Source organism: Tepidiforma sp., from assembly GCF_026419595.1.
Taxonomy (GTDB): domain Bacteria; phylum Chloroflexota; class Dehalococcoidia; order Tepidiformales; family Tepidiformaceae; genus Tepidiforma.
In genome coordinates this window covers 39,577-57,324 of the sequence record NZ_JANZZD010000017.1, presented here as the reverse complement: position 1 = coordinate 57,324, position 17,748 = coordinate 39,577, and the positions used below count along the sequence as shown (strand labels likewise).

Genomic DNA, 17,748 nt, shown 5'->3' with positions numbered 1-17,748 from the left:
CCTCATGGGGCATATCACCGTCGCCGACGGGGTGATCGCATGACGCACCGCATCACGATCCGCGTCCGCCAGCCGGTCGTCCACGTTTCCGCATCGGGCGCCCGCGTGACCATCCGCGTCGGCGCCAGCCAGGTCATCCCCGCGGTCCTCGACTGCGGGACGTTCTAGTCAAGGAGGTCTGCCATGCCGAGAGTCCAGCACCGTCGCGGAACCCACTCGAGCCTGCCGACGAGCGGCATGCTCGCCGGGGAGCTGCTCATCACCACCGACCGGAAGAACCTGCACGTCGCGGAGGACGCGACGACCAGGTTCACGCCGACGCCGCAGGTCGACGCGCTCAGCACCATGGGCGCCGTCAACCTGTCCGCCGACCTGCTCCTCATCCACGATGCCGACGGCACCGGGCAGCGGGAGCGGAAAATCACGGTGCAGGCGCTCAAGGACTCGCTCGGCATCCCCGAGGCGTCGACCGATGAGAAGGTCTCGGTCGTCTCCGGCGGCACGCCGGGGTACCTGTGGGGCACCGATGGGACGGACGGCGTCATCCGGATGGGCGCCGGCATGGAGTGGACGAAGGACAGCGGGAACGGTTTCGTCACGCTCCTCGTCGGCACCATCGACTGCGGGACGTTCTAATGCCGAGCATCCAGGTCCGGCGGTCGACGACCAGCGGCTCCGAGCCGGGGTCGATGCTGCCGGGGGAGCTGGCTGCCAATCTCGCCGACCGGGTGCTCTACCTCGGCCTCGCCTCGGGGTTCGCCCGCCTCCCTGCCATCGACCTCGCTGTCCTGGCTGATGCGCCGTTCCTGCCCTCGCCGACGACGAACTGGCGGTGTCTGTGGCCGTTCACTGGCGCCGGCGGCACCATCGCCATGACTGCCGGCCGGTGCGTGTTCGTCCCGTTCGTCGTGTGGCTCCCGTGGAGCGTCACCGACCTCGGCATCGAGGTGTCGACGTCGTCGACCGGCTCGGCCGAAGCGGCCATCTACGCGAGCGATGGGACGTCGCGGCGGCCGGGGACGCGGCTGGCGTACGTGTCAGGGCTCGACACCGGCACGACCGGTGTGAAATCTGGCGCGGTCAGCCTCACGCTGCCGCCGGGGCTGTACTGGGCAGCGGTGCGGTGCACGGCTGCGGCGACCCTCCGCGGCGCCGCCGGCGGCGTGTCGTTCAGCATCGTGACCGGCGGCAACAACCGCGGGAACCACCTGTTCTCCTCTGCCAGCTCGCTGGCGAACCCGGTCGGCACGGACCCGACGAGCATCGGTTCGGGCACCGTGCCGCACATCTACGCGAGGTGGTCGGCATGAGAGTCACCCCCCTGACCATCGGGCTCCTCATCGTCCTCTCCGGCCTGCTGGGGCCGCTGGCGTCGCTCTCGGAGCTGCCCGCCGGCGCGCTCACGGATGGCGGCTGGTGGGTCGGCATCGGCGAGCAGGCCATCCGGGGGCTGGCGAGCGGCGGGCTCGCGGCCGTGGCCGTCATCGCATCCGCCTACGGCATCGAGGTGCGAAGCCGCGTCCGCAGCGGAGCCGGGGAGACAGTGCGCCGTGACTGAGTTCATCAACTGCATCGACATCTACTCGTATCCGCTCCCCGAGCCTGGCGGCGAACCCATCGAGGTCGACCTGGCCGGCGGCCTCCGCTGCATCGTGCTGGCCGAGGAGCGCCACGGCGAGACGTGGTACTGCGTGGAGCTGCGGGCCCCCAACGGCAGGCGCGTGCGGTTCTACAGGTCCGAACCGGAGGTCGTCCGCGATCTCGTCGGCACTGCCGCCTCCATCGCCGACGTCGTCTGCGGGGTTCGAGTCTGAGGTGGATCGGCGCGGCGGTGCTGGCTGCTCTCCTCTCCGCCGCCGCGCTCCACGAACCGGGCGCGGGGAATCACCATACCGGGGGGCCAACCCCGCGCCCGGCCATCATCTCCGGGAGCATCTCCCCCGTCACCCCGCCGGTCTCAGCGCCGGGCGCGGACATCGATGAGGCGCTGCACCCCGGCACGACCGTGCCGACGGCGCAGGTGGTGGCTGATGCTGCCCGCCGCCGCACCGCTGCTCATGGCGGCCAGCTCACTCGCGCTGAGCTCGATGCGGTGCTGGAGCTGGCTGGATGGCCGGAGGCGGCGCGAGCTGAAGCGGCTGCCGTCGCGTGGTGCGAAAGCCGATGGAGTCCTGGCGCGGTCGGTGACGGCGGGTCGTCGCTCGGCCTGTTCCAGCTCTGGAGCGGGTGGTTCGGTTGGGCGGGCGAGCCGTCCGACGCGTGGATGGACCCGCTCGTAAACGCGAAGGTCGCGCTGGCGGTGTACCAGCGCGATCTCGTGAGGGGTGACGGGTGGCGGCAGTGGAGCTGCAAGCCATGACGCACGGCATGACACCGCGCGAAGGACGTCATCAATCGCTTGGCTACCGTTTGGCTACGCACTGGCTGCACAAGGCGCTCTGAACGCTCTCAGCGCACAACGTAGCGTTGTGGAAGCGCCAGCCCACAGACTCACAATCAGATTCGAATCGAATGACAGGAGGCTATCCTCACGACGCCGGGCAATGGCAGCGCCCCACCCTTCCAAGGTTGAGGTGCGGGTTCGATTCCCGCCGCCCGCTCCAGTTCAACCGCTCATCCGCCCCCCCGCAGCGGTCAGTACAGGCCCGGCACCAGCCGCCAGCGCACCCGGCTCGCGTAGCTCTCGTAGTCCGCAGTGGCCCGCAGCACGCGCTCCTCGGCCTGGACCCGGAGGACCTGGAAGACGACCACCGTCGCGAAGACGAAGCCGTTCCACCACCACAGGTTCGCGAGCAGGAAGCCCGCCAGCGTGATGTTGTGCCCGAGGTAGATCGGGTGCCGCACGAGCCGGTAGGGGCCGTACGTCTTCAGCCCCCGGTTGGCGGCGACCACGCCGAAGCTCCGCCCGAGGGTGGCGAAGCTCACGATGACCCACGTGAGGCCGACCACCTGCAGCCCGATGCCATACGCCTCGAGCAGGCCGCCGCTCGGCATCGGCCGGGAGGCGAGCGCGAACCAGCCGCCGATCGTCGCGATCGCCCAGTCGTAGACGCGGGTCGAGGTGTAGATGGGCCGCCGCCGGGTGAGGAAGATGCCGATGAGCAGCGCCTGTTCGATGGCGAAGAAGGCGCTGGCCGCAGAGTGGCCTTCGAGGGCGGAGCGCCCGTGCGCATAGAAGAAGAGGGCGCTGACGACGACGAGCGCGGCATCCTGCGCCATGGAGACACGCCGCTTCCACGGCGACGGTGACAGGCTGGCGGCGGTCGTCTGGGCAGTCGGCATCGGCGGTTCCCCCTGCTGGCTGCAATCCGGGCAGCCGTCATTCCTAACGTCGGCAGGGGAGGCCCCGGCGAGCAGTGCAGGGGTCCGGCCGGGGGACGGGGGAACGAAGCAGTTGCACGTGGGTGACTGCCCTTTTGGGGCCATGGGGTGCCGCCGAAGTTGCGAGTAGCTCCACCGATGGTGGCGCCCCGCCGGAAGGCGACCGACGCGACGGCCAAACCCGATGAGGGGTTCGCGGAGGTTCGACGGACGGCTCCGGGCCAGGCGGCCCGCAGGTCGGACGCTCACATCGAGGGCGAACACACCCGGGGCAGGGACCCCAAAGAGAGGTAGGAGAACCGACATGTCGAAGCTTCGCAACTGGGCCGTCAGCAAGGTCGCCGCGTGGCAGGCGCGCGACGAGGAAGGCCAGGGTCTCGCCGAATACGGCCTGATCCTCGCCCTCATCGCCATCGTCTGCATCGGCGCCCTCACGCTCCTCGGCGGCAACATCGCCAACGCGCTCAACAACGTCGCCGGCAGCATCTAGTGCGCATCGCCGGTGACCCCGGCGAGGCGACCAGCAGCGAAGGGGTGGGGCACAGCAGTACCCCACCCCTTCTGCCATCAGACAGGAGACCGCAGCCATGATCGAAGCGGCAGAGGAACCCCGCGAAGGCGGGATGGAGGAGCCGGGCACGCCCCGGCGTTCGGCGTTGCGGCGGCTGCTGCGGCGCTTCCGGGAGACGGAGACCGGCCAGGCGCTCGTCGAGTTCACGATGATCCTGCCGCTCTTCGTGCTCCTGTTCATGAGCATGGTGGAGTTCGGCCGCGCCTTCCACACGTGGCTGCTCATCACGAATGCCGCCCGCGAGGGCGCCCGCATCGCCGCGGTCCAGTCGGACCTCGCGACGGTGCAGACCCGCATCTACGACAGCTTCTGCGCGAACTACCCGAGCCAGTGCAACATCGACCCGTCCCGCGTGACCATCACGACGGCGAACGTGCAGGGCTCGCGCGGCTCGATGGTGCAGGTGGACGTCGCCTACAACTTCCAGTGGGTGACGCCGATCGGGAACATCGTCAACCTCGTCTCGGGCGGGAACCTGGCGAACCTGACGATCCGTTCCCACGCGTCGATGCGGCTCGAATGACCGGAAGGTGACGAGGGAAAGGAGGCGGACGATGGTGCGTTCGCTGATGCGACGGCTTTTCCGGGGTGAGCGGGGGCAGGCGCTGCCTCTGTTCGCCCTGTTCCTGCTCATCTTCGTCGGCTTCGTGGCGATGAGCATCGACGTCGGCCGGTACGTCTGGGCGCGGACCCAGATGCAGGCGGCCGTCGACGCCGCAGCGCTCGCCGCCGCGCAGAGCATGCCGAGCGAAACCGATGCCGCGACGAAGGCGACCGAGTACTGGATGGACAATTCCGGCTTCATCCGGAGCCAGGGCGAGAACGTGCAGTTCGCGGTGACCTATCCGCAGGGGAACAAGGCCGTCCGCGTGCAGGCATCGGCCCGCATCCCGACCTGGTTCGCGCGGATCTTCGGGGTCACGCACTGGAACGTCTCGGCTTCGGGCGATGCCGAGTCGCAGGTGCTCGATATCGTCGTCGTGTTCGATATCTCCGGGTCGATGTGCTTCGACAGCTTCCGGCAGGTCGAGAACTCGACGTCGTACATGATGAGCCCGGGCCGGCTGACGCCGGCGGGCGGGTTTGCGTTCCCGCGGCTGGCCGAGAACATCAACGCCACGCAGACCACGATTCGCCTGAACGACGTCCGCATCTTCACGAGCACGAACGCGGCCACGAACCGCTCGAACTTCGGGACGACGTTCAACTCGACGACGCCCTACTGGCAGCTGTCCGTGGGCTCGAACCCGACCGCGGTGCCGACTTCGGCCAGCCTCCGGCCGGGGATCATCATGATCGACAACGAGCTGATGCGGATCACCGGCGTGAACACCTCGACGAACACGCTCACGGTCATCCGCGGCTACCGGAACGAGCAGACGGAGCAGAACACCGTGGCGACATCCCACGCGATGAACGCGGAGGTGTGGGCGAACCGCACCGGCTACTCGAGCACGAGTGACTACTGCCAGTTGGCGAGCTATTACACGCCAACGACGACACAAAACGGGCCGCATCAGCCGTTCGATGATGCGATCGACGCGGCGAAGTACTTCACGACGCTGTTCGACAGCCAGTACGACAAAATCGGCGCCGTGCGGTATTCGACGACCGCCGCGATCAGCCAGAACCTGACGGCGAACTTCGCGAACGTCCGGGGCAGCCTCGACGCGATCCTCTGGCCTTCGGGCGCGACGAACATCCCACACGGCATCGCCGTCGGCCGGCAGGTGCTCGATGGGCCGGGCAAGCGCGCCAATGCCGTGCGCGTTCTCGTCCTGGTGACGGACGGCATCGCGAACACCTACTGCGGCAGCGCCACCTACAACCCGAACGCCTACAACGGCACGAGCTGCACCACGGGCAGCGGCGTCTCCCAGGCGGAGACGCACGCGCGGCGGGAGGCGGAGCGCGCCCGCAACGGCGACATCCTCATCTTCACCATCGGGCTCGGGAACGACCTGAACACGACGTTCCTGCAGGACATCGCGGCCATCGGCGGCGGCCAGTTCTACCACGCGCCGACGACGGCCCAGCTCGATGAGGCCTTCCAGGCCGTCGCCGAGCAGACGCACATCGCGCTCGTGAAGTAGCCGGCCTCCCGGTTCCAGCGCGACACCGCATCCCCGCCCCTCCCCGGGCGGGGATGCCGCTTCCGGGGCGGATTCACCGGGCGGTCTGTAGGGGAACCGTATGACCGCCGATATAGCAAGGGGAGGAGTTCTCACGTGAACAGATCGATTGCGGCAGCTACCAGCGGTTCGAACCGGAACAAGGGCGTGCTCCTGCTCGCCTGCGCGTTCGGTCTCCTGAGCGCCCTGCTCGTCTTCGCCTTCCTGAACAGCCGCGGAGGCGGGGAGGACGTCAACAGCAAAATCTTCGCCGGCGAAGGCGCGGAGACGGTCGTCGTCCTGACGCGCGACGTGAACGTCGGCGAAAAGATCACGTCCGACATGCTCACCACGCGGACCATCCCGGCGACGGCGCTCCTGCCCGGCCGGGTGAAGGACAGCGACCTCTCGACGCTCGTCGGCAAGGTCGCGACGGCCCCGATGTTCGCCGGCGAGCAGGTCATCGATGCCAAGGTGACGACCTACGTGGGGCAGGACACCCTCGCCTACAAGGTGCCCCAGGGCATGCGGGCGATCTCGCTCCAGGTGCCGCACGAGGCGTGGATCGCGGCGGGCCTGCCCCAGCCGGGCGACCGCGTCGACATCCTCGGCATCACCACGCTGAGCAAGGTCGACCCGCTGACGGGCGAAGAGAAACCGAACGTCGTGGCCGGCTACATCGCGCAGGACGTCGAAGTCCTCGCCGTCGCCCAGGCGGTCGTGAAGACGGTCCCGAAGGTCGACGGCGCGAATGGCGGCGCCGGCGGCACGGGCACCGGCACGTCCGCGACGACGGCGGGCGCCGTGAAGCAGGAAGCGGCGACCTATGAGAAGGCGGTGTCGATCACGCTGGCGCTGCCGCCGGACCTTGCGGCGAAGGTGGCGCTCATCGATGCGATGCGCGACGACGTAGGCCAGTACCGCATCCTGCCGCGGCAGAAGGGCGACACCGACCCGATTACGGGCAAGCAGGTGTGGACGTACGACGACCTCTTCCCGGTGCGGTGACGCCGCGGACGTGACGACGACGCGGGCGCTGCCCCGGCGGCGCCCGCACCAGCGCAGGACGATGCAGGCCCCTGGTGGTCGCCGGGGTGCAGACGGTGGAGGAAACGACGACGATGGCACGAGTACCTCAGCTTCTCGTGGTTGACCCGGACCGGGAGAGCTCGGCAGAGCTGGCGAAAACGCTCCAGATGCTGGGCTTCGGGATTCTCGGGACTGCCGGGTACGGGGTGGAGGCGTTCACCCTCTGCTTCCAGATGCGGCCGGACCTGGTCCTGATGCGGATCGAGGAGCCCCTCGTCCGCCCGGTGCAGACGCTCTCCCGCATCAACGACGGCCTGCCGGACCTGCCGATCATCGTCTTCTCGACGGAGGCGAACATCCGGCTGATGCGCCAGTCGATGGTGGGCGGCGCTTCGGACTACCTCGTCGAACCGCTCGACCCCGAGGAGCTCGAGGCCTCGATCATGAAGGTGCTCGAGAAGAAGGAGCGGGAGGCGATGCGGCGGCGCGGCGAACTCGCCGACCCCGTCGCGCAGGGCACCATCATCACCGTCTTCGGCGCCAAGGGCGGCATCGGCAAGACGACCATCGCCTCCAACCTCGCCGTCGCGCTCGCCACCGAGGCGCACCAGACCGTCGCCCTCGTCGACATGGACACCCGCTTCGGCGACGTCGCCATCACGATGGACATCCCCGTCGAGCGGTCGATCGCCGACCTCGCGCGGAACCTCGACAACGTGGACCGGAACACCCTCCGCGAGTACCTCGTCGAGCACGAATCCGGCGTGCGCATCCTCCCGGCGCCGACGCGGCCGAGCGACTGGCGGAACCTCAGCTCCGCGCACATCCGCGACGTCGTCGACGTGCTATCGCAGACGCACGACTTCGTCATCCTCGATACGCCGGGCACGTTCAACGAAATCGTCGCGGCGGCGATCGAAGTCGGCACGATGATCCTGCTCATCACGACGCTCGATATGGCGAGCATCAAGGACACGGTGCTCGCCCTGGAGATGCTGCACGAGCGGTTCGGGAACGACGACGAGCGGATCAAGGTGGTGCTGAACCGGGCGGGCGTCGATACGGGCGTCCGCGAGAAGGACGTCGAGCGGACGCTCGACACAGACCTGTGGTGGAAGATTCCGCAGGACAACGAAGTGGTGAAGGCGGCGCAGCTGGGCCGGCCGATCGTGCTGAGCCGGCCGAGCAGCCGGGTCGCCACGGAGATCCGGGAGATTGCGCGGGCGCTGGCGGGCATCCGGGCGCGGTCGAAGGCGAAGAAGAGCGGCGGCCTCGGCGGGCTGTTCGGCGGCCTGTTCAAGAAGAGCGCCTAGCGAATTCGAAGGAACCAGGGGAATGAGCCATGCCGGATGACTTTCGCGATCGACGAGCAGCAGGCGGCGAGGAGCGCCCGGCATTCGGCTGGGGCGCGCGGCGGCGGATGCTCCCGGGCGACCAGGGCGCAGGGCCGCGGCCGGAAGGCCAGCAGCCGCCGGCGAACACGGGGCCGGCGCAGCCCATCGGCAACCCGGAGGCGCTGAAGCTCCGGCCCTCGGGCCAGCTCGGCCGGCCATCCACCGGCAAGCCGTGGGGGCACATCGAGCCCGCGGCGCCGCCCCCGCCGCCCGGCATCCCCGGGCAGCAGCGCGCGGGCGGGCTCGTTCGGCCGGCCGGGCCGCAGCCAGCGCCGGCACCGGCCCCCGACGCGCCGCAGGGCGGCCAGCTCCGGCCCGTGCGGCCGGTCCAGGTCGATGCGCCGGGCGGCCGGGCGCAGGGCGCCAACCCCGTCGCCGAGGCGACGAAGATCCGCCTCCACGAACTCCTCATCGAAGAGCTGGAGCACGGCGCGCTGGAAGGCCTCGCCCCGGAGCAGCAGCGCGAAGCCGTCATCAAAGCGGCCCGGGAGCTGCTCGTCCAGGAAGGCCTCCAGCTCGGCGGCATGTCGCGGGATGAGCTGCTCGAAGCCGTGGCCGACGAGGCGCTCGGGCTCGGCCCGCTGGAGCCGCTCCTGCGCGACCCCTCCATCTCCGAAGTGATGGTCAACGACATCGACAAGGTCTACTTCGAGCGCGAGGGCCGCATCTTCCGGAGCCCGGTGCGGTTCCGCGACAAGCAGCACGTGATGCGCATCATCGAGCGGATCGTGGCGCCGCTCGGCCGGCGCATCGATGAATCGAGCCCGATGGTCGATGCCCGCCTGCCGGACGGCTCCCGCGTGAACATCACCATCCCGCCGGCGTCGCCCAAGGCGCCGACGATCACCATCCGGAAGTTCCGCGCCGACAAGATGCGGATGGCCGACCTCATCGCCGTCGGCGCGCTGAGCGAGCAGACGGCCGAGTTCCTCGCCATGTGCGTCCGCGCACACCTGAACATCATCATCTCCGGCGGTACGGGCACCGGGAAGACGACGATCCTGAACGCGCTCTCGGCCTTCATCCCGAATACCGAGCGGATCATCACCATCGAGGACCCGGCCGAACTCCGGCTCCAGCAGGACCACGTCATCACGCTCGAGGCCCGGCCGGCGAGCATCGAAGGCAAGAACCAGATCAAGCAGCGCGACCTCGTGCGGAACTGCCTCCGCATGCGGCCGGACCGGATCATCGTCGGCGAGGTCCGCGGCGAAGAGGCCTTCGACATGCTGCAGGCGATGAACACGGGCCACGACGGCTCGATTTCGACCATCCACGCGAACAACCCGCGCGAGGCGCTCTCGCGCCTCGAGAACATGGTGCTGATGGCCGGCATGGACCTGCCCTCGCGCGCCATCCGCGAGCAGATCGCCTCCGCGATTCACATCTTCATCCAGCTCAGCCGCCTCCAGGACGGGTCCCGCAAGGTGACCCACGTCACGGAGGTGAGCGGCATGGAAGGCGACACCATCACGCTGCAGGACATCTTCCTGTTCAAGCTGGACCGCGTGGATGAAGACGGGAAGGTGCACGGCTCGATGCGGCCGACGGGCATCCGGCCCGGCTTCGCCCACAAGTTCGCCATCGCCGGCATCGAACTGCCGAACAACCTGTTCGGCACCGGGGAAGGGTGGTGACTCCGATGCTGATCCTGGCTGCGATTTCGACGGGCATCTTCGCGACGGCGCTGGTGCTCTGGTTCTTCGGGTTCGGCGGCAGCAGCGTCGAAGCCTCGGCCCGGCTGAAGAAGCTGCGCGAGGCCGAAGCCCAGCTGCCGCAGGAGACACGGGCGCGCCTCCGCCGCCGGGCGGCGGTCAACTTCGCCGGCATCACGCTCATCTCGGGGAACATCGCGGCGAACTGGTCGCGCGACCTCGAACGGGCGGGGCTGACGCTGAACGCGAAGGAGTACTTCACGCTCCGGCTCGTCGTCTCCGTGCTGTTCGCGCTGGTGGGCGTGATGCTCCTGCCCCTGCCGATTTTCGGGGTGATGCTGGCGCCGCTCGGCTGGTTCCTCGTCGGCTTCTGGCTGAAGCGGCGGATCGCCACGCGGCTGCACAAGATGGAGGGCCAGCTCATCGAGCTGCTGCAGATGCTTTCCAGCGGCCTCCGGGCGGGCTTCGGCCTCCTCCAGGCGATGGAGGCCTCGGCCGAGCAGATCCCCGCGCCGCTCTCGGTCGAAATCCGGCGCACCCTGCGCGATACGGCGATGGGCGCGAGCGTCGAACAGGCGCTGGCGGCGCTCAACGACCGGGTCGGCAGCCCCGACTTCGACATCGTGATCACGGCGATCCTGATCCAGCGGAGCGTCGGCGGGAACCTCGCCGAGATCCTCGACAACGTCGCCCACACGATGCGCGAGCGGGAGCGCATCAAGGGCGAAATCCGGACGCTGACGTCGCAGCAGCGGATGACCGGCTACGTCATCGGCGGCATCCCGATCGGCCTGCTGATCATCTTCTACATGATCAGCCCGGACTTCACGGGCCTGCTGTTCACGGATCCCCTCGGGCGGCTGATGCTGATGGGCGCGTTCGTGAGCGAGGTCATCGGCTACCTGATCATCCAGCGCATCGTGAATATCGAGGTGTAGCGCGATGGAGATGCTCATCGCCTTCAGCACGTTCCTGTTCATCACGCTCATGACCTACGGCCTGCTCTACCGCGGGGCGGGCAACTCGGCGATGGATGTCCGGCTCGGCGGCCTGCGGTACACGCGGCCGGCGCGGGAGGCGCTGCCGGACCCGGACGCTGCGTTCACGCAGCGCGTCCTGAAACCGCTCATCCAGAACGTGAACCGGCAGATCAACGCCATCCTGCCGTCCTCCATCGAGGAGCGGGTGGAGATGGCGCTCGTCCAGGCGGGCCTGCGGCTGAAGCCGGGGCAGTTCATCGCGCTCGTCGCGGTGTTCGCCGGGCTGTTCCCGCTGCTCGGCCTCGTCTATGCGATGGGCGCGGGGCTCGATGCGCAGCGGACGCTGCTGGTGTTCGCGGTGCTCACCGGCATCGGGCTGTACGCGCCGCGCATCTACCTGCTCGGCCGCATCCGGCGGCGCCAGAAGGAGATCTGGAAGTCGCTGCCGGACGCTTTCGACCTCATCACCGCGTCGGTGGAGGCGGGGCTCGGCATCGATGCGGCGTTCACGCGAGTCATCGAAAAGGTGAAAGGGCCGTTCGCCGAGGAGCTGACGCGGACGATGCGGGAGATCCAGATGGGCCGCTCGCGCCGGGATGCGTTCCTCGATATGGCTGACCGCACGGGCGTCGACGAGCTGCGGCAGCTCATCAACGCCATCGTGCAGGCGGAGGCGATGGGCATCTCCATCGGCGGCGTCATCCGTGTGCAGACGGGCGTCATCCGGACGAAGCGGCGGCAGCGGGCCGAGGAAGCGGCCTTCAAGGCGCCGATCAAGATGGTGTTCCCGCTCGTCTTCTTCATCTTCCCGGCGATCATGATCGTGATCGGCGGGCCCGCCATCATCCAGCTGAAGAACCTGTAGCCTCAGCCGCCGAGCGTATCGAACCGTTCGAACCAGAGGAGCACGACGACGGCCCCTGCCGCGAGGTAGGGGCCGTAGCTGTAGGTGGCGCCCCGGCCGCGGAGCACGATGAGGATAGCGGCGACGATGCCGGCCGCGATGATGCCGAGGAGGAGGGCGCTGAGCACCGCCGGCCAGCCGGTGAGCAGGCCGATGAGGAGGATGAGCTTGGCATCGCCAAGGCCGAAGGCCGTCTCACGGGAGCGCGCCGCCGCGCCGGCGAGCGCGCCGAGCAGCAGCAGGAGGACGGCCGCCGCGAGCGCCGCCGCGCCGCCCGCCGCGATGCTGCCGATGGAACGGTCGGACCAGTACGGCGCAGCAGCAACCGCCGCGAGGATGCCGGGATAGACGAGCACGTTCGGGATGCGGCGGCGGTCGAAGTCGGTGGAGCTGACCGCCACGAGCAGGAGGCAGAAGGCCGCCGTGAGCGCGGAGGCGAGCCCGCCCGGCTGCCCCGGTCGGAAAGCGAGGGCAGCGGCGAGCGCGCCGGCCGGCATCGCGAAGGCCCGCAGGGCGAACAGCCGCGCGCCGCGGGCCGGGGCCTCGCGGAATGCCGCCTCGCGGTAGCAGCGGTGCTGCTGCGATGGGAACCAGTACCCGAAGAGCGCGCCCAGCAGGCCGGCAGCAGCCTCAGTCGCCCAGTCCACGCGGGGACTATCGGCGGGGGACGGATTACCGGCAATACGAATCGGGTTTCAACCCGGGGGCGGTTCGAGTTCGGCGCGCATCGCTGCGAGGTCGGCGGGGCCGATGGGTTCGAAGGGGCCGCCGAGGCGCTCGCTCCACCGGCGGGCGAAGCCCCGCACGGCATCGTCCGGCGAGGGCGCTGCGCGCCGGGGGACCAGCGGCGAGACGCCGCGGCTGAGCGCGGCGAGGTCCGTTTCGCCGAGGAGGACGGCGAGCGCCAGCCGCAGGTGCTCGGCGGTGATGACGGGCTCGAGGCGGTAGTCGGCGAGCGAGGAGGCCATGGCCAGCACGTCGGCGAGGCGGACGGACGGCTCGTCGCCGGGCACGGTCAGATGTCGGGGTCTTCGACCTGGAGGTCCCGCTTGCGGCGGAGAGACCCGGATTCGACGAACCGTTCGACGGCGCGGGCGAAATCGTTCAGCTCAGCCGGGGACATGTTCTCCATGAGCCCGGCGGCGTAGTCGCGGAGCTCCTCGCGGAGAGATTCCACGACGGCGCGGCCGCGCGGTTCGAGCCAGATGCAGATGCTGCGGCGGTCGTTCGGGGCGACTTCGCGGCGGATGAACCCGCCGCGCTCGAGCCGCTCGAGGAGGGCGGAGACCGAGGGCCGGGTGACGTAGAGCCGTTCGGCGAGCTCGGCGTTGCTGAGGCCCTCCTGCTCGGCGAGGTGGCCGAGGAGGCGCAGCTGCGTCACCGTCAGGTTCTCGCGGTCCCAGAGGGTGAGGCGGATGGGGTCGAGGAGCGCGCTCGCGCGGAAGAGGGCAGTGATGGCCCGTTCGACCTCGGGGGTGCGTGGCTGGCGCTTCACGTGGCTTCTCCGGTACGTACGAATTCCGCCCGTGTCCCCGCGGTGGATTCTGCGGGTGCGGCTGGCGACGCGCAAATGCCGGGATGCGATGGTGCTTCCCGGGGGAAGTTCGCATTGCGCTAAGTGTTCTGTTAGACTCCGCGCGCAACAGGAGGTTTCGAATGAAGTTCGGGATTTTCTACGAGCACCAGCTCCCCCGGCCGTGGGACGACGGCGCCGAGCTGAAGCTCTTCCAGGACGCGCTGGACCAGGTCGAGCTGGCCGACCGGCTCGGCATCGACTTCGCCTGGGAGGTGGAGCACCACTTCCTCGAGGAGTACTCGCACTCGTCGTGCCCCGAGGTGTTCCTCGCCGCCGCGAGCCAGCGTACGAAGCGGATCCGGCTCGGGCACGGCATCAAGCTGATGCCGCCGAACTACAACCCGCCGGCCCGCATCGCCGAGGAGATCGCGACGCTCGACCTCGTCTCGAACGGCCGCGTCGAGTTCGGCACGGGCGAATCGGCGTCCCGCGCGGAGCTCGAGGGCTTCAACATCAACCCCGCGGAGCGGCGGGCGATGTGGCTGGAGACGACCGAGCAGGTCTGCAACATGATGGCGATGGACCCCTACCCGGGCTACCAGGGGAAGTACTTCTCGATGCCGGTGCGGAACGTGGTCCCGAAGCCGGTGCAGAAGCCGCATCCGCCGCTCTGGGTGGCGTGTTCGAACCGGGACACCATCCACCTCGCGGCGCAGCTCGGCATCGGCGCGCTCACGTTCGCCTTCGTCGACCCGGCCGAGGCGAAGAAGTGGGTGGACGACTACTACGAGACGTTCAAGCGGGAGTGCGTGCCGATCGGCCACACGGTGAACCCGAACATCGCGATGGTGACGAGCTTCTCGATTCACCACGACCGGGAGGAGGCCTTCCGGCGCGGCTTCGACGGCTTCAAGTTCTTCCAGTTCGGGCTCGGGCATCATTATGTCTTCGGCCACCACAAGCCGGGCCGGACGAACATCTGGGAGAACTACGAGCGCGTGAAGGCCGCGATGGGGGCGGAGCAGCTCGACTTCCTCGGGGGCGGCACGGACGGCATCGGGACGCCGGAGGACCTGCGGCAGCACCTCCGAAAGTTCGCTGAGGCGGGCGTCGACCAGACCGTCTTCATCCAGCAGGGCGGGAAGAACCGGCACGAGCACATCTGCGAGGCGCTGGAGCTGTTCGCCGCCGAGGTGATGCCGGAGTTCAAGGAAGAAGAGGAGCGCCGGCATCGGCAGAAGATGGACGAGCTCGCGCCGTACATCGAAAAAGCGCTGCAGCGAAAGCAGCGGATGCGCGAGCTGACCGACGACGAGATCCCGGTCTACGCCGCGTACGGCGCGATGATCGCGGAGGTCGACACCTCGAACCTCGAAGGCGCCGCCCGCATCCGGGCCGAGCGCTGGCGGAAGATGCGCGAGGTGCTGACGCAGGTCTGAGCCGTCCAGCCTGCTGGACACGGTCGTGGCCCTCCCCGCCCCGGGAGGGCCACGCGGCGTTTCGGCCCGGCGTCAGCCGGCGGCAGGCTTTGGCCGGGGCGGCGGCGTGCCGAGGCCGCCCATCGGCACGAGGCGGGACATGTCGATATCGAGCAGCGCCGGGCCGCCCCGCTGGAGCGCCCGCTGGAACGCCGCCCGGAAGCCGGCCGCCGAGTCGACGGCCTCGGCGGGGATGCCCATCCCCTCGGCGACGCGGACGAAATCGGGCGTCGCGAGGTCGACGCCGAACTGGCGGCCTTCGAAGGTGCGGCCTTCGATGCTCCGCAGGACGCCGTACCCCCGGTCGTTGAAGACGCAGACGATGACGGGCGCGGCGTACTGGGCGGCAGTGGCGAGCTCGCCGATGTTGAGCATGAAGCCGCCGTCGCCCTGGATGACGACGGCCGGCCGGCCGGCACCGATGGCCGCCCCGATGGCGAGCGGGAGCGCCGGCCCGATCGCTGCCGAGGTGGGGTAGAGCGACGTCCGCGGCGCGAGGATGGGGAGGAGCCGGTTGCCCCAGAGGTAGGCCGGCACCGTCGCATCCCGGACGATGAGCGCGTCGCGCGGCGCGAGGTCGCGGATGGCGTCCATGATGGCCTCGTAGTCGGGGCCGATTTCGCGCCGGACCTGCTCGCGGGCGGCGTCGCGGAGCTCGGCCGCGCGGGCCGCGTAGTCGGGGTCGGCGCGGTGCCCATCGAGGTCGCGGAGGAGCGCGGCGAGGGCGAGCCGGGCATCGCCGACGACCGGGACGTCCGGCTGGTAGCTGCGCCCGATGACCGCGGGGTCGGCGTCGACGTGGATCAGCCGGCCGCCGAACCGGAGCGTCCAGTTGCGGGTCGGGCCGGCCTGGAAGCGGGTGCCGACGGCGAGGACGGCTTCGGCGGTCTCGAAGACTTCCTGCAGGCCGGGGTGCGCGGAGAGCGGGCCGAGCGCGAGCGGGTGGTCCTCGGGGATGGCGCCGCGGCCGTTGGCGGAGGTGACGACGGGCGCGCCGAGCGCTTCGGCGAGCTGCTGGAGTTCGGCCTCGGCGCCGGCAGCGAGGACGCCGCCGCCCGCCCAGATGAGGATGCGGCGGGCGCTCTTCAGCACGTCGGCCGCGCGGCTGAGCGCGTCGCGCTGCGGCCGGATGCGGGGCCAGCCTTCGACGTGGGGCACGTCGACCTCGGCGCGCGCGTACTGGAGGTCGATCGGGATTTCGACGGCGCCCGGAGCGGGCCGGCCGGTGGAGATGTCGCGGGCGACGCTCACGATGGTCTCGGCGATGTCTTCCGTGCGGCGGACGGATTCGGCGCGGCGGGTGACGGTGCGGAGCATGGGGAGCTGCGCTTCCGCCTCGTGGAGGAAGCCCTTCCCTTTGCCGTAGAAGAGCGACTCGACCTGCCCGGTGATGAGGAGGACGCGGCTGGAGGCGAACTGCGCTTCGTAGAGGCCGGTCATGGCGTTCGTCGTGCCGGGGCCGGTGCTGGCGATGGCGACGCCGAGGCGGCCCGTGGCGCGCGCGTAGCCGTCGGCCGCGTGGAGGGCGCCCTGTTCGTGCCGGACGGCGACCGGCGTGATGCCGCCGAGCCGGTGGATGGCGTCGTAGATCGGGATGTTGTGGACGCTGACGATGCCGAACACGTGCTCGACCCCGAGCGCGCGGAGGGCATGGTAGACGGCTTCGCCGCCGGTCATCTCCTGCACGGGTGCCTCCGGGAAGGGTGTGGCCGGGACGCTACCGGCGCCCCGGGAGGGGTGTCAAACGCGGATGAGCGCCCGGCCTACCAGCGGTACTGGCCGGCCTGCCATTCGGCCTCGTAGTAGGGCGAGACGTGGGTGCCGGGCCGGATGATGCGGTCGATGGCGCGGCGGTCGTCGTCGGTGATGGTCACCTCGAACGCGCCGAGGTTGTCTTCGAGCTGCTCCATGGTGCGCGGGCCGATGATCGGGCTGGTGACGCCGGGCTGGTGCATGCACCACGCGAGCGCGAAGCGGGAGAGCGTGGTGCCCTTCTCCCGGGCGAGCTGCTCGAGCGGTTCGATTACGTCCCAGATGGCGTCGTTCATCCGGCGGCGGTACATCGGGTTCGCATCGAGGTTGGCGTAGCGGCTGTCCTCCGGAGGCGGGGCATTGCGGGAGTACTTGCCGGTGAGCAGCCCGCCGGCGAGCGGGCTCCACGGGATGATGCCGAAGCCGTAGGCCCGCGCCGCGGGCAGCAGTTCGCGCTCGATGCGGCGGTCGAGGAGGTTGTAGGGCGGCTGCTCGCAGACGAACCGCTCGAGGCCGTACTCCTTCGAGACCCAGAGGCTTTCGACGAGCTGCCACGCGGCGAAGGTGCTCGTCCCGATGTAGCGGACCTTCCCCGAGCGGACGAGGTCGTCCAGCGCGCGGAGGGTTTCGTCGATGGGGACGTCGGGCTGGGGCCGGTGGATCTGATAGAGGTCGATCCAGTCGGTTTTCAGCCGGCGGAGGCTGGCCTCGCACTGCTCGATGATGTGGCGGCGGGTGTTGCCCATCGCGTTCGGGCCGTCGCCCATCCGGCCGTGGACCTTAGTGGCGAGGATGACGTCGGCGCGGCGGCCGTTCCGCTTGAGGGCTTCGCCGACAGCTTCTTCGCTGCGGCCCTGGTTGTACACGTTGGCGGTATCGATGAAGTTGATGCCGGCATCGAGGGCGCGGTCGATGATGGCGGCCGAATCGGCGGGGCTCGTCTTGCCGCCGAACATCATCGCGCCGAGGCAGAGCGGGCTGACGCGGATGCCGGTGCGCCCGAGCGGGCGGTAGTCCATGGGTGCGACCTCCAGCGG

The 17,748-nt window shown here is 69.6% G+C and carries 21 protein-coding genes; 15 read left to right on the top strand and 6 right to left on the bottom strand.

The genetic code is table 11. The features are described 5' to 3' along the window. Positions 1-39: 39 nt before the first annotated feature. Genes N2041_RS10045 through N2041_RS10020 form a run of 6 tightly spaced genes read left to right on the top strand, consistent with a single transcriptional unit; the run spans position 40 to position 2,359 of the window. The gene (locus tag N2041_RS10045) at positions 40-168 is read left to right on the top strand and encodes a hypothetical protein (RefSeq protein ID WP_297678345.1); all 129 of its coding nucleotides are present in this window, start codon (positions 40-42) and stop codon (positions 166-168) included. A gap of 15 nt (positions 169-183) precedes the next feature. Continuing rightward, on the top strand, positions 184-636 hold the full coding sequence (locus N2041_RS10040; protein ID WP_297678343.1) for a hypothetical protein: 453 nt from the start codon (positions 184-186) through the stop codon (positions 634-636). Then, positions 636-1,310 (top strand): hypothetical protein, encoded by a 675-nt coding sequence (locus tag N2041_RS10035; RefSeq protein ID WP_297678341.1) that lies wholly within the window; start codon positions 636-638, stop codon positions 1,308-1,310. The genes N2041_RS10040 and N2041_RS10035 overlap by 1 nt, the downstream gene beginning before the upstream one ends. Further along, positions 1,307-1,558: a hypothetical protein gene (locus tag N2041_RS10030; protein ID WP_297678339.1), complete on the top strand. Its 252-nt coding sequence runs from the start codon at positions 1,307-1,309 to the stop codon at positions 1,556-1,558. The genes N2041_RS10035 and N2041_RS10030 overlap by 4 nt, the downstream gene beginning before the upstream one ends. Beyond that, positions 1,551-1,814, top strand: coding sequence for a hypothetical protein (locus tag N2041_RS10025; protein WP_297678337.1), 264 nt, complete (start codon positions 1,551-1,553; stop codon positions 1,812-1,814). Before N2041_RS10030 ends, N2041_RS10025 begins: the two co-directional genes overlap by 8 nt. Before the next feature lie 17 nt (positions 1,815-1,831). Then, positions 1,832-2,359 carry a transglycosylase SLT domain-containing protein gene (locus N2041_RS10020; protein ID WP_297678335.1) on the top strand — a complete coding sequence of 176 codons (528 nt, stop codon included), beginning with the start codon at positions 1,832-1,834 and terminating at the stop codon, positions 2,357-2,359. Positions 2,360-2,634: 275 nt separating this feature from the next. Here N2041_RS10020 and N2041_RS10015 read toward each other — a convergent pair whose 3' ends face one another. After that, positions 2,635-3,282 (bottom strand): methyltransferase, encoded by a 648-nt coding sequence (locus N2041_RS10015; RefSeq protein ID WP_297678333.1) that lies wholly within the window; start codon positions 3,280-3,282, stop codon positions 2,635-2,637. A gap of 343 nt (positions 3,283-3,625) precedes the next feature. Here N2041_RS10015 and N2041_RS10010 point away from each other — a divergent pair, with 343 nt between their 5' ends. The 8 genes from N2041_RS10010 (at position 3,626) to N2041_RS09975 (ending at position 11,926) form a co-directional block, all read left to right on the top strand. Further along, a complete protein-coding gene (locus tag N2041_RS10010; protein WP_098503739.1) occupies positions 3,626-3,811 on the top strand; it encodes a Flp family type IVb pilin in 186 nt (61 codons plus the stop codon). Between the two features lie 97 nt (positions 3,812-3,908). Further along, on the top strand, positions 3,909-4,415 hold the full coding sequence (locus N2041_RS10005; protein ID WP_297678329.1) for a TadE/TadG family type IV pilus assembly protein: 507 nt from the start codon (positions 3,909-3,911) through the stop codon (positions 4,413-4,415). Positions 4,416-4,446: 31 nt separating this feature from the next. Beyond that, positions 4,447-5,985: a VWA domain-containing protein gene (locus N2041_RS10000; protein WP_297678327.1), complete on the top strand. Its 1,539-nt coding sequence runs from the start codon at positions 4,447-4,449 to the stop codon at positions 5,983-5,985. Between the two features lie 135 nt (positions 5,986-6,120). Further along, complete coding sequence (gene cpaB, locus N2041_RS09995; protein ID WP_297678325.1) at positions 6,121-7,011, top strand: Flp pilus assembly protein CpaB; 891 nt, start codon at positions 6,121-6,123, stop codon at positions 7,009-7,011. A gap of 113 nt (positions 7,012-7,124) precedes the next feature. Further along, on the top strand, positions 7,125-8,345 hold the full coding sequence (locus tag N2041_RS09990) for a P-loop NTPase (RefSeq protein ID WP_297678323.1): 1,221 nt from the start codon (positions 7,125-7,127) through the stop codon (positions 8,343-8,345). A gap of 29 nt (positions 8,346-8,374) precedes the next feature. Continuing rightward, positions 8,375-10,063, top strand: coding sequence for a CpaF family protein (locus N2041_RS09985; RefSeq protein ID WP_297678321.1), 1,689 nt, complete (start codon positions 8,375-8,377; stop codon positions 10,061-10,063). Between the two features lie 5 nt (positions 10,064-10,068). Further along, positions 10,069-11,019 carry a type II secretion system F family protein gene (locus tag N2041_RS09980; RefSeq protein WP_297678320.1) on the top strand — a complete coding sequence of 317 codons (951 nt, stop codon included), beginning with the start codon at positions 10,069-10,071 and terminating at the stop codon, positions 11,017-11,019. Between the two features lie 4 nt (positions 11,020-11,023). Then, positions 11,024-11,926 (top strand): type II secretion system F family protein, encoded by a 903-nt coding sequence (locus N2041_RS09975; protein ID WP_297678318.1) that lies wholly within the window; start codon positions 11,024-11,026, stop codon positions 11,924-11,926. A 2-nt stretch (positions 11,927-11,928) separates the two neighbouring features. Here the strand turns inward: N2041_RS09975 and N2041_RS09970 are convergent, their stop codons facing one another. Genes N2041_RS09970 through N2041_RS09960 form a run of 3 tightly spaced genes read right to left on the bottom strand, consistent with a single transcriptional unit; the run spans position 11,929 to position 13,460 of the window. After that, a complete protein-coding gene (locus N2041_RS09970) occupies positions 11,929-12,612 on the bottom strand; it encodes a prepilin peptidase (protein ID WP_297678316.1) in 684 nt (227 codons plus the stop codon). A gap of 48 nt (positions 12,613-12,660) precedes the next feature. Beyond that, positions 12,661-12,978 (bottom strand): hypothetical protein, encoded by a 318-nt coding sequence (locus N2041_RS09965; RefSeq protein ID WP_297678315.1) that lies wholly within the window; start codon positions 12,976-12,978, stop codon positions 12,661-12,663. A gap of 2 nt (positions 12,979-12,980) precedes the next feature. After that, positions 12,981-13,460: a MarR family winged helix-turn-helix transcriptional regulator gene (locus N2041_RS09960; protein WP_297678313.1), complete on the bottom strand. Its 480-nt coding sequence runs from the start codon at positions 13,458-13,460 to the stop codon at positions 12,981-12,983. Between the two features lie 161 nt (positions 13,461-13,621). Here N2041_RS09960 and N2041_RS09955 point away from each other — a divergent pair, with 161 nt between their 5' ends. After that, entirely contained in the window at positions 13,622-14,920 is a 1,299-nt protein-coding gene (locus N2041_RS09955) for an LLM class flavin-dependent oxidoreductase (protein WP_297678311.1), read from the top strand. Between the two features lie 72 nt (positions 14,921-14,992). Here N2041_RS09955 and N2041_RS09950 read toward each other — a convergent pair whose 3' ends face one another. Together N2041_RS09950 and N2041_RS09945 are read right to left on the bottom strand one after the other, a co-directional pair. After that, complete coding sequence (locus tag N2041_RS09950) at positions 14,993-16,636, bottom strand: thiamine pyrophosphate-binding protein (RefSeq protein ID WP_297678350.1); 1,644 nt, start codon at positions 16,634-16,636, stop codon at positions 14,993-14,995. Positions 16,637-16,722: 86 nt separating this feature from the next. Continuing rightward, positions 16,723-17,730 (bottom strand): aldo/keto reductase, encoded by a 1,008-nt coding sequence (locus N2041_RS09945; protein ID WP_297678309.1) that lies wholly within the window; start codon positions 17,728-17,730, stop codon positions 16,723-16,725. Positions 17,731-17,748 lie beyond the last annotated feature (18 nt).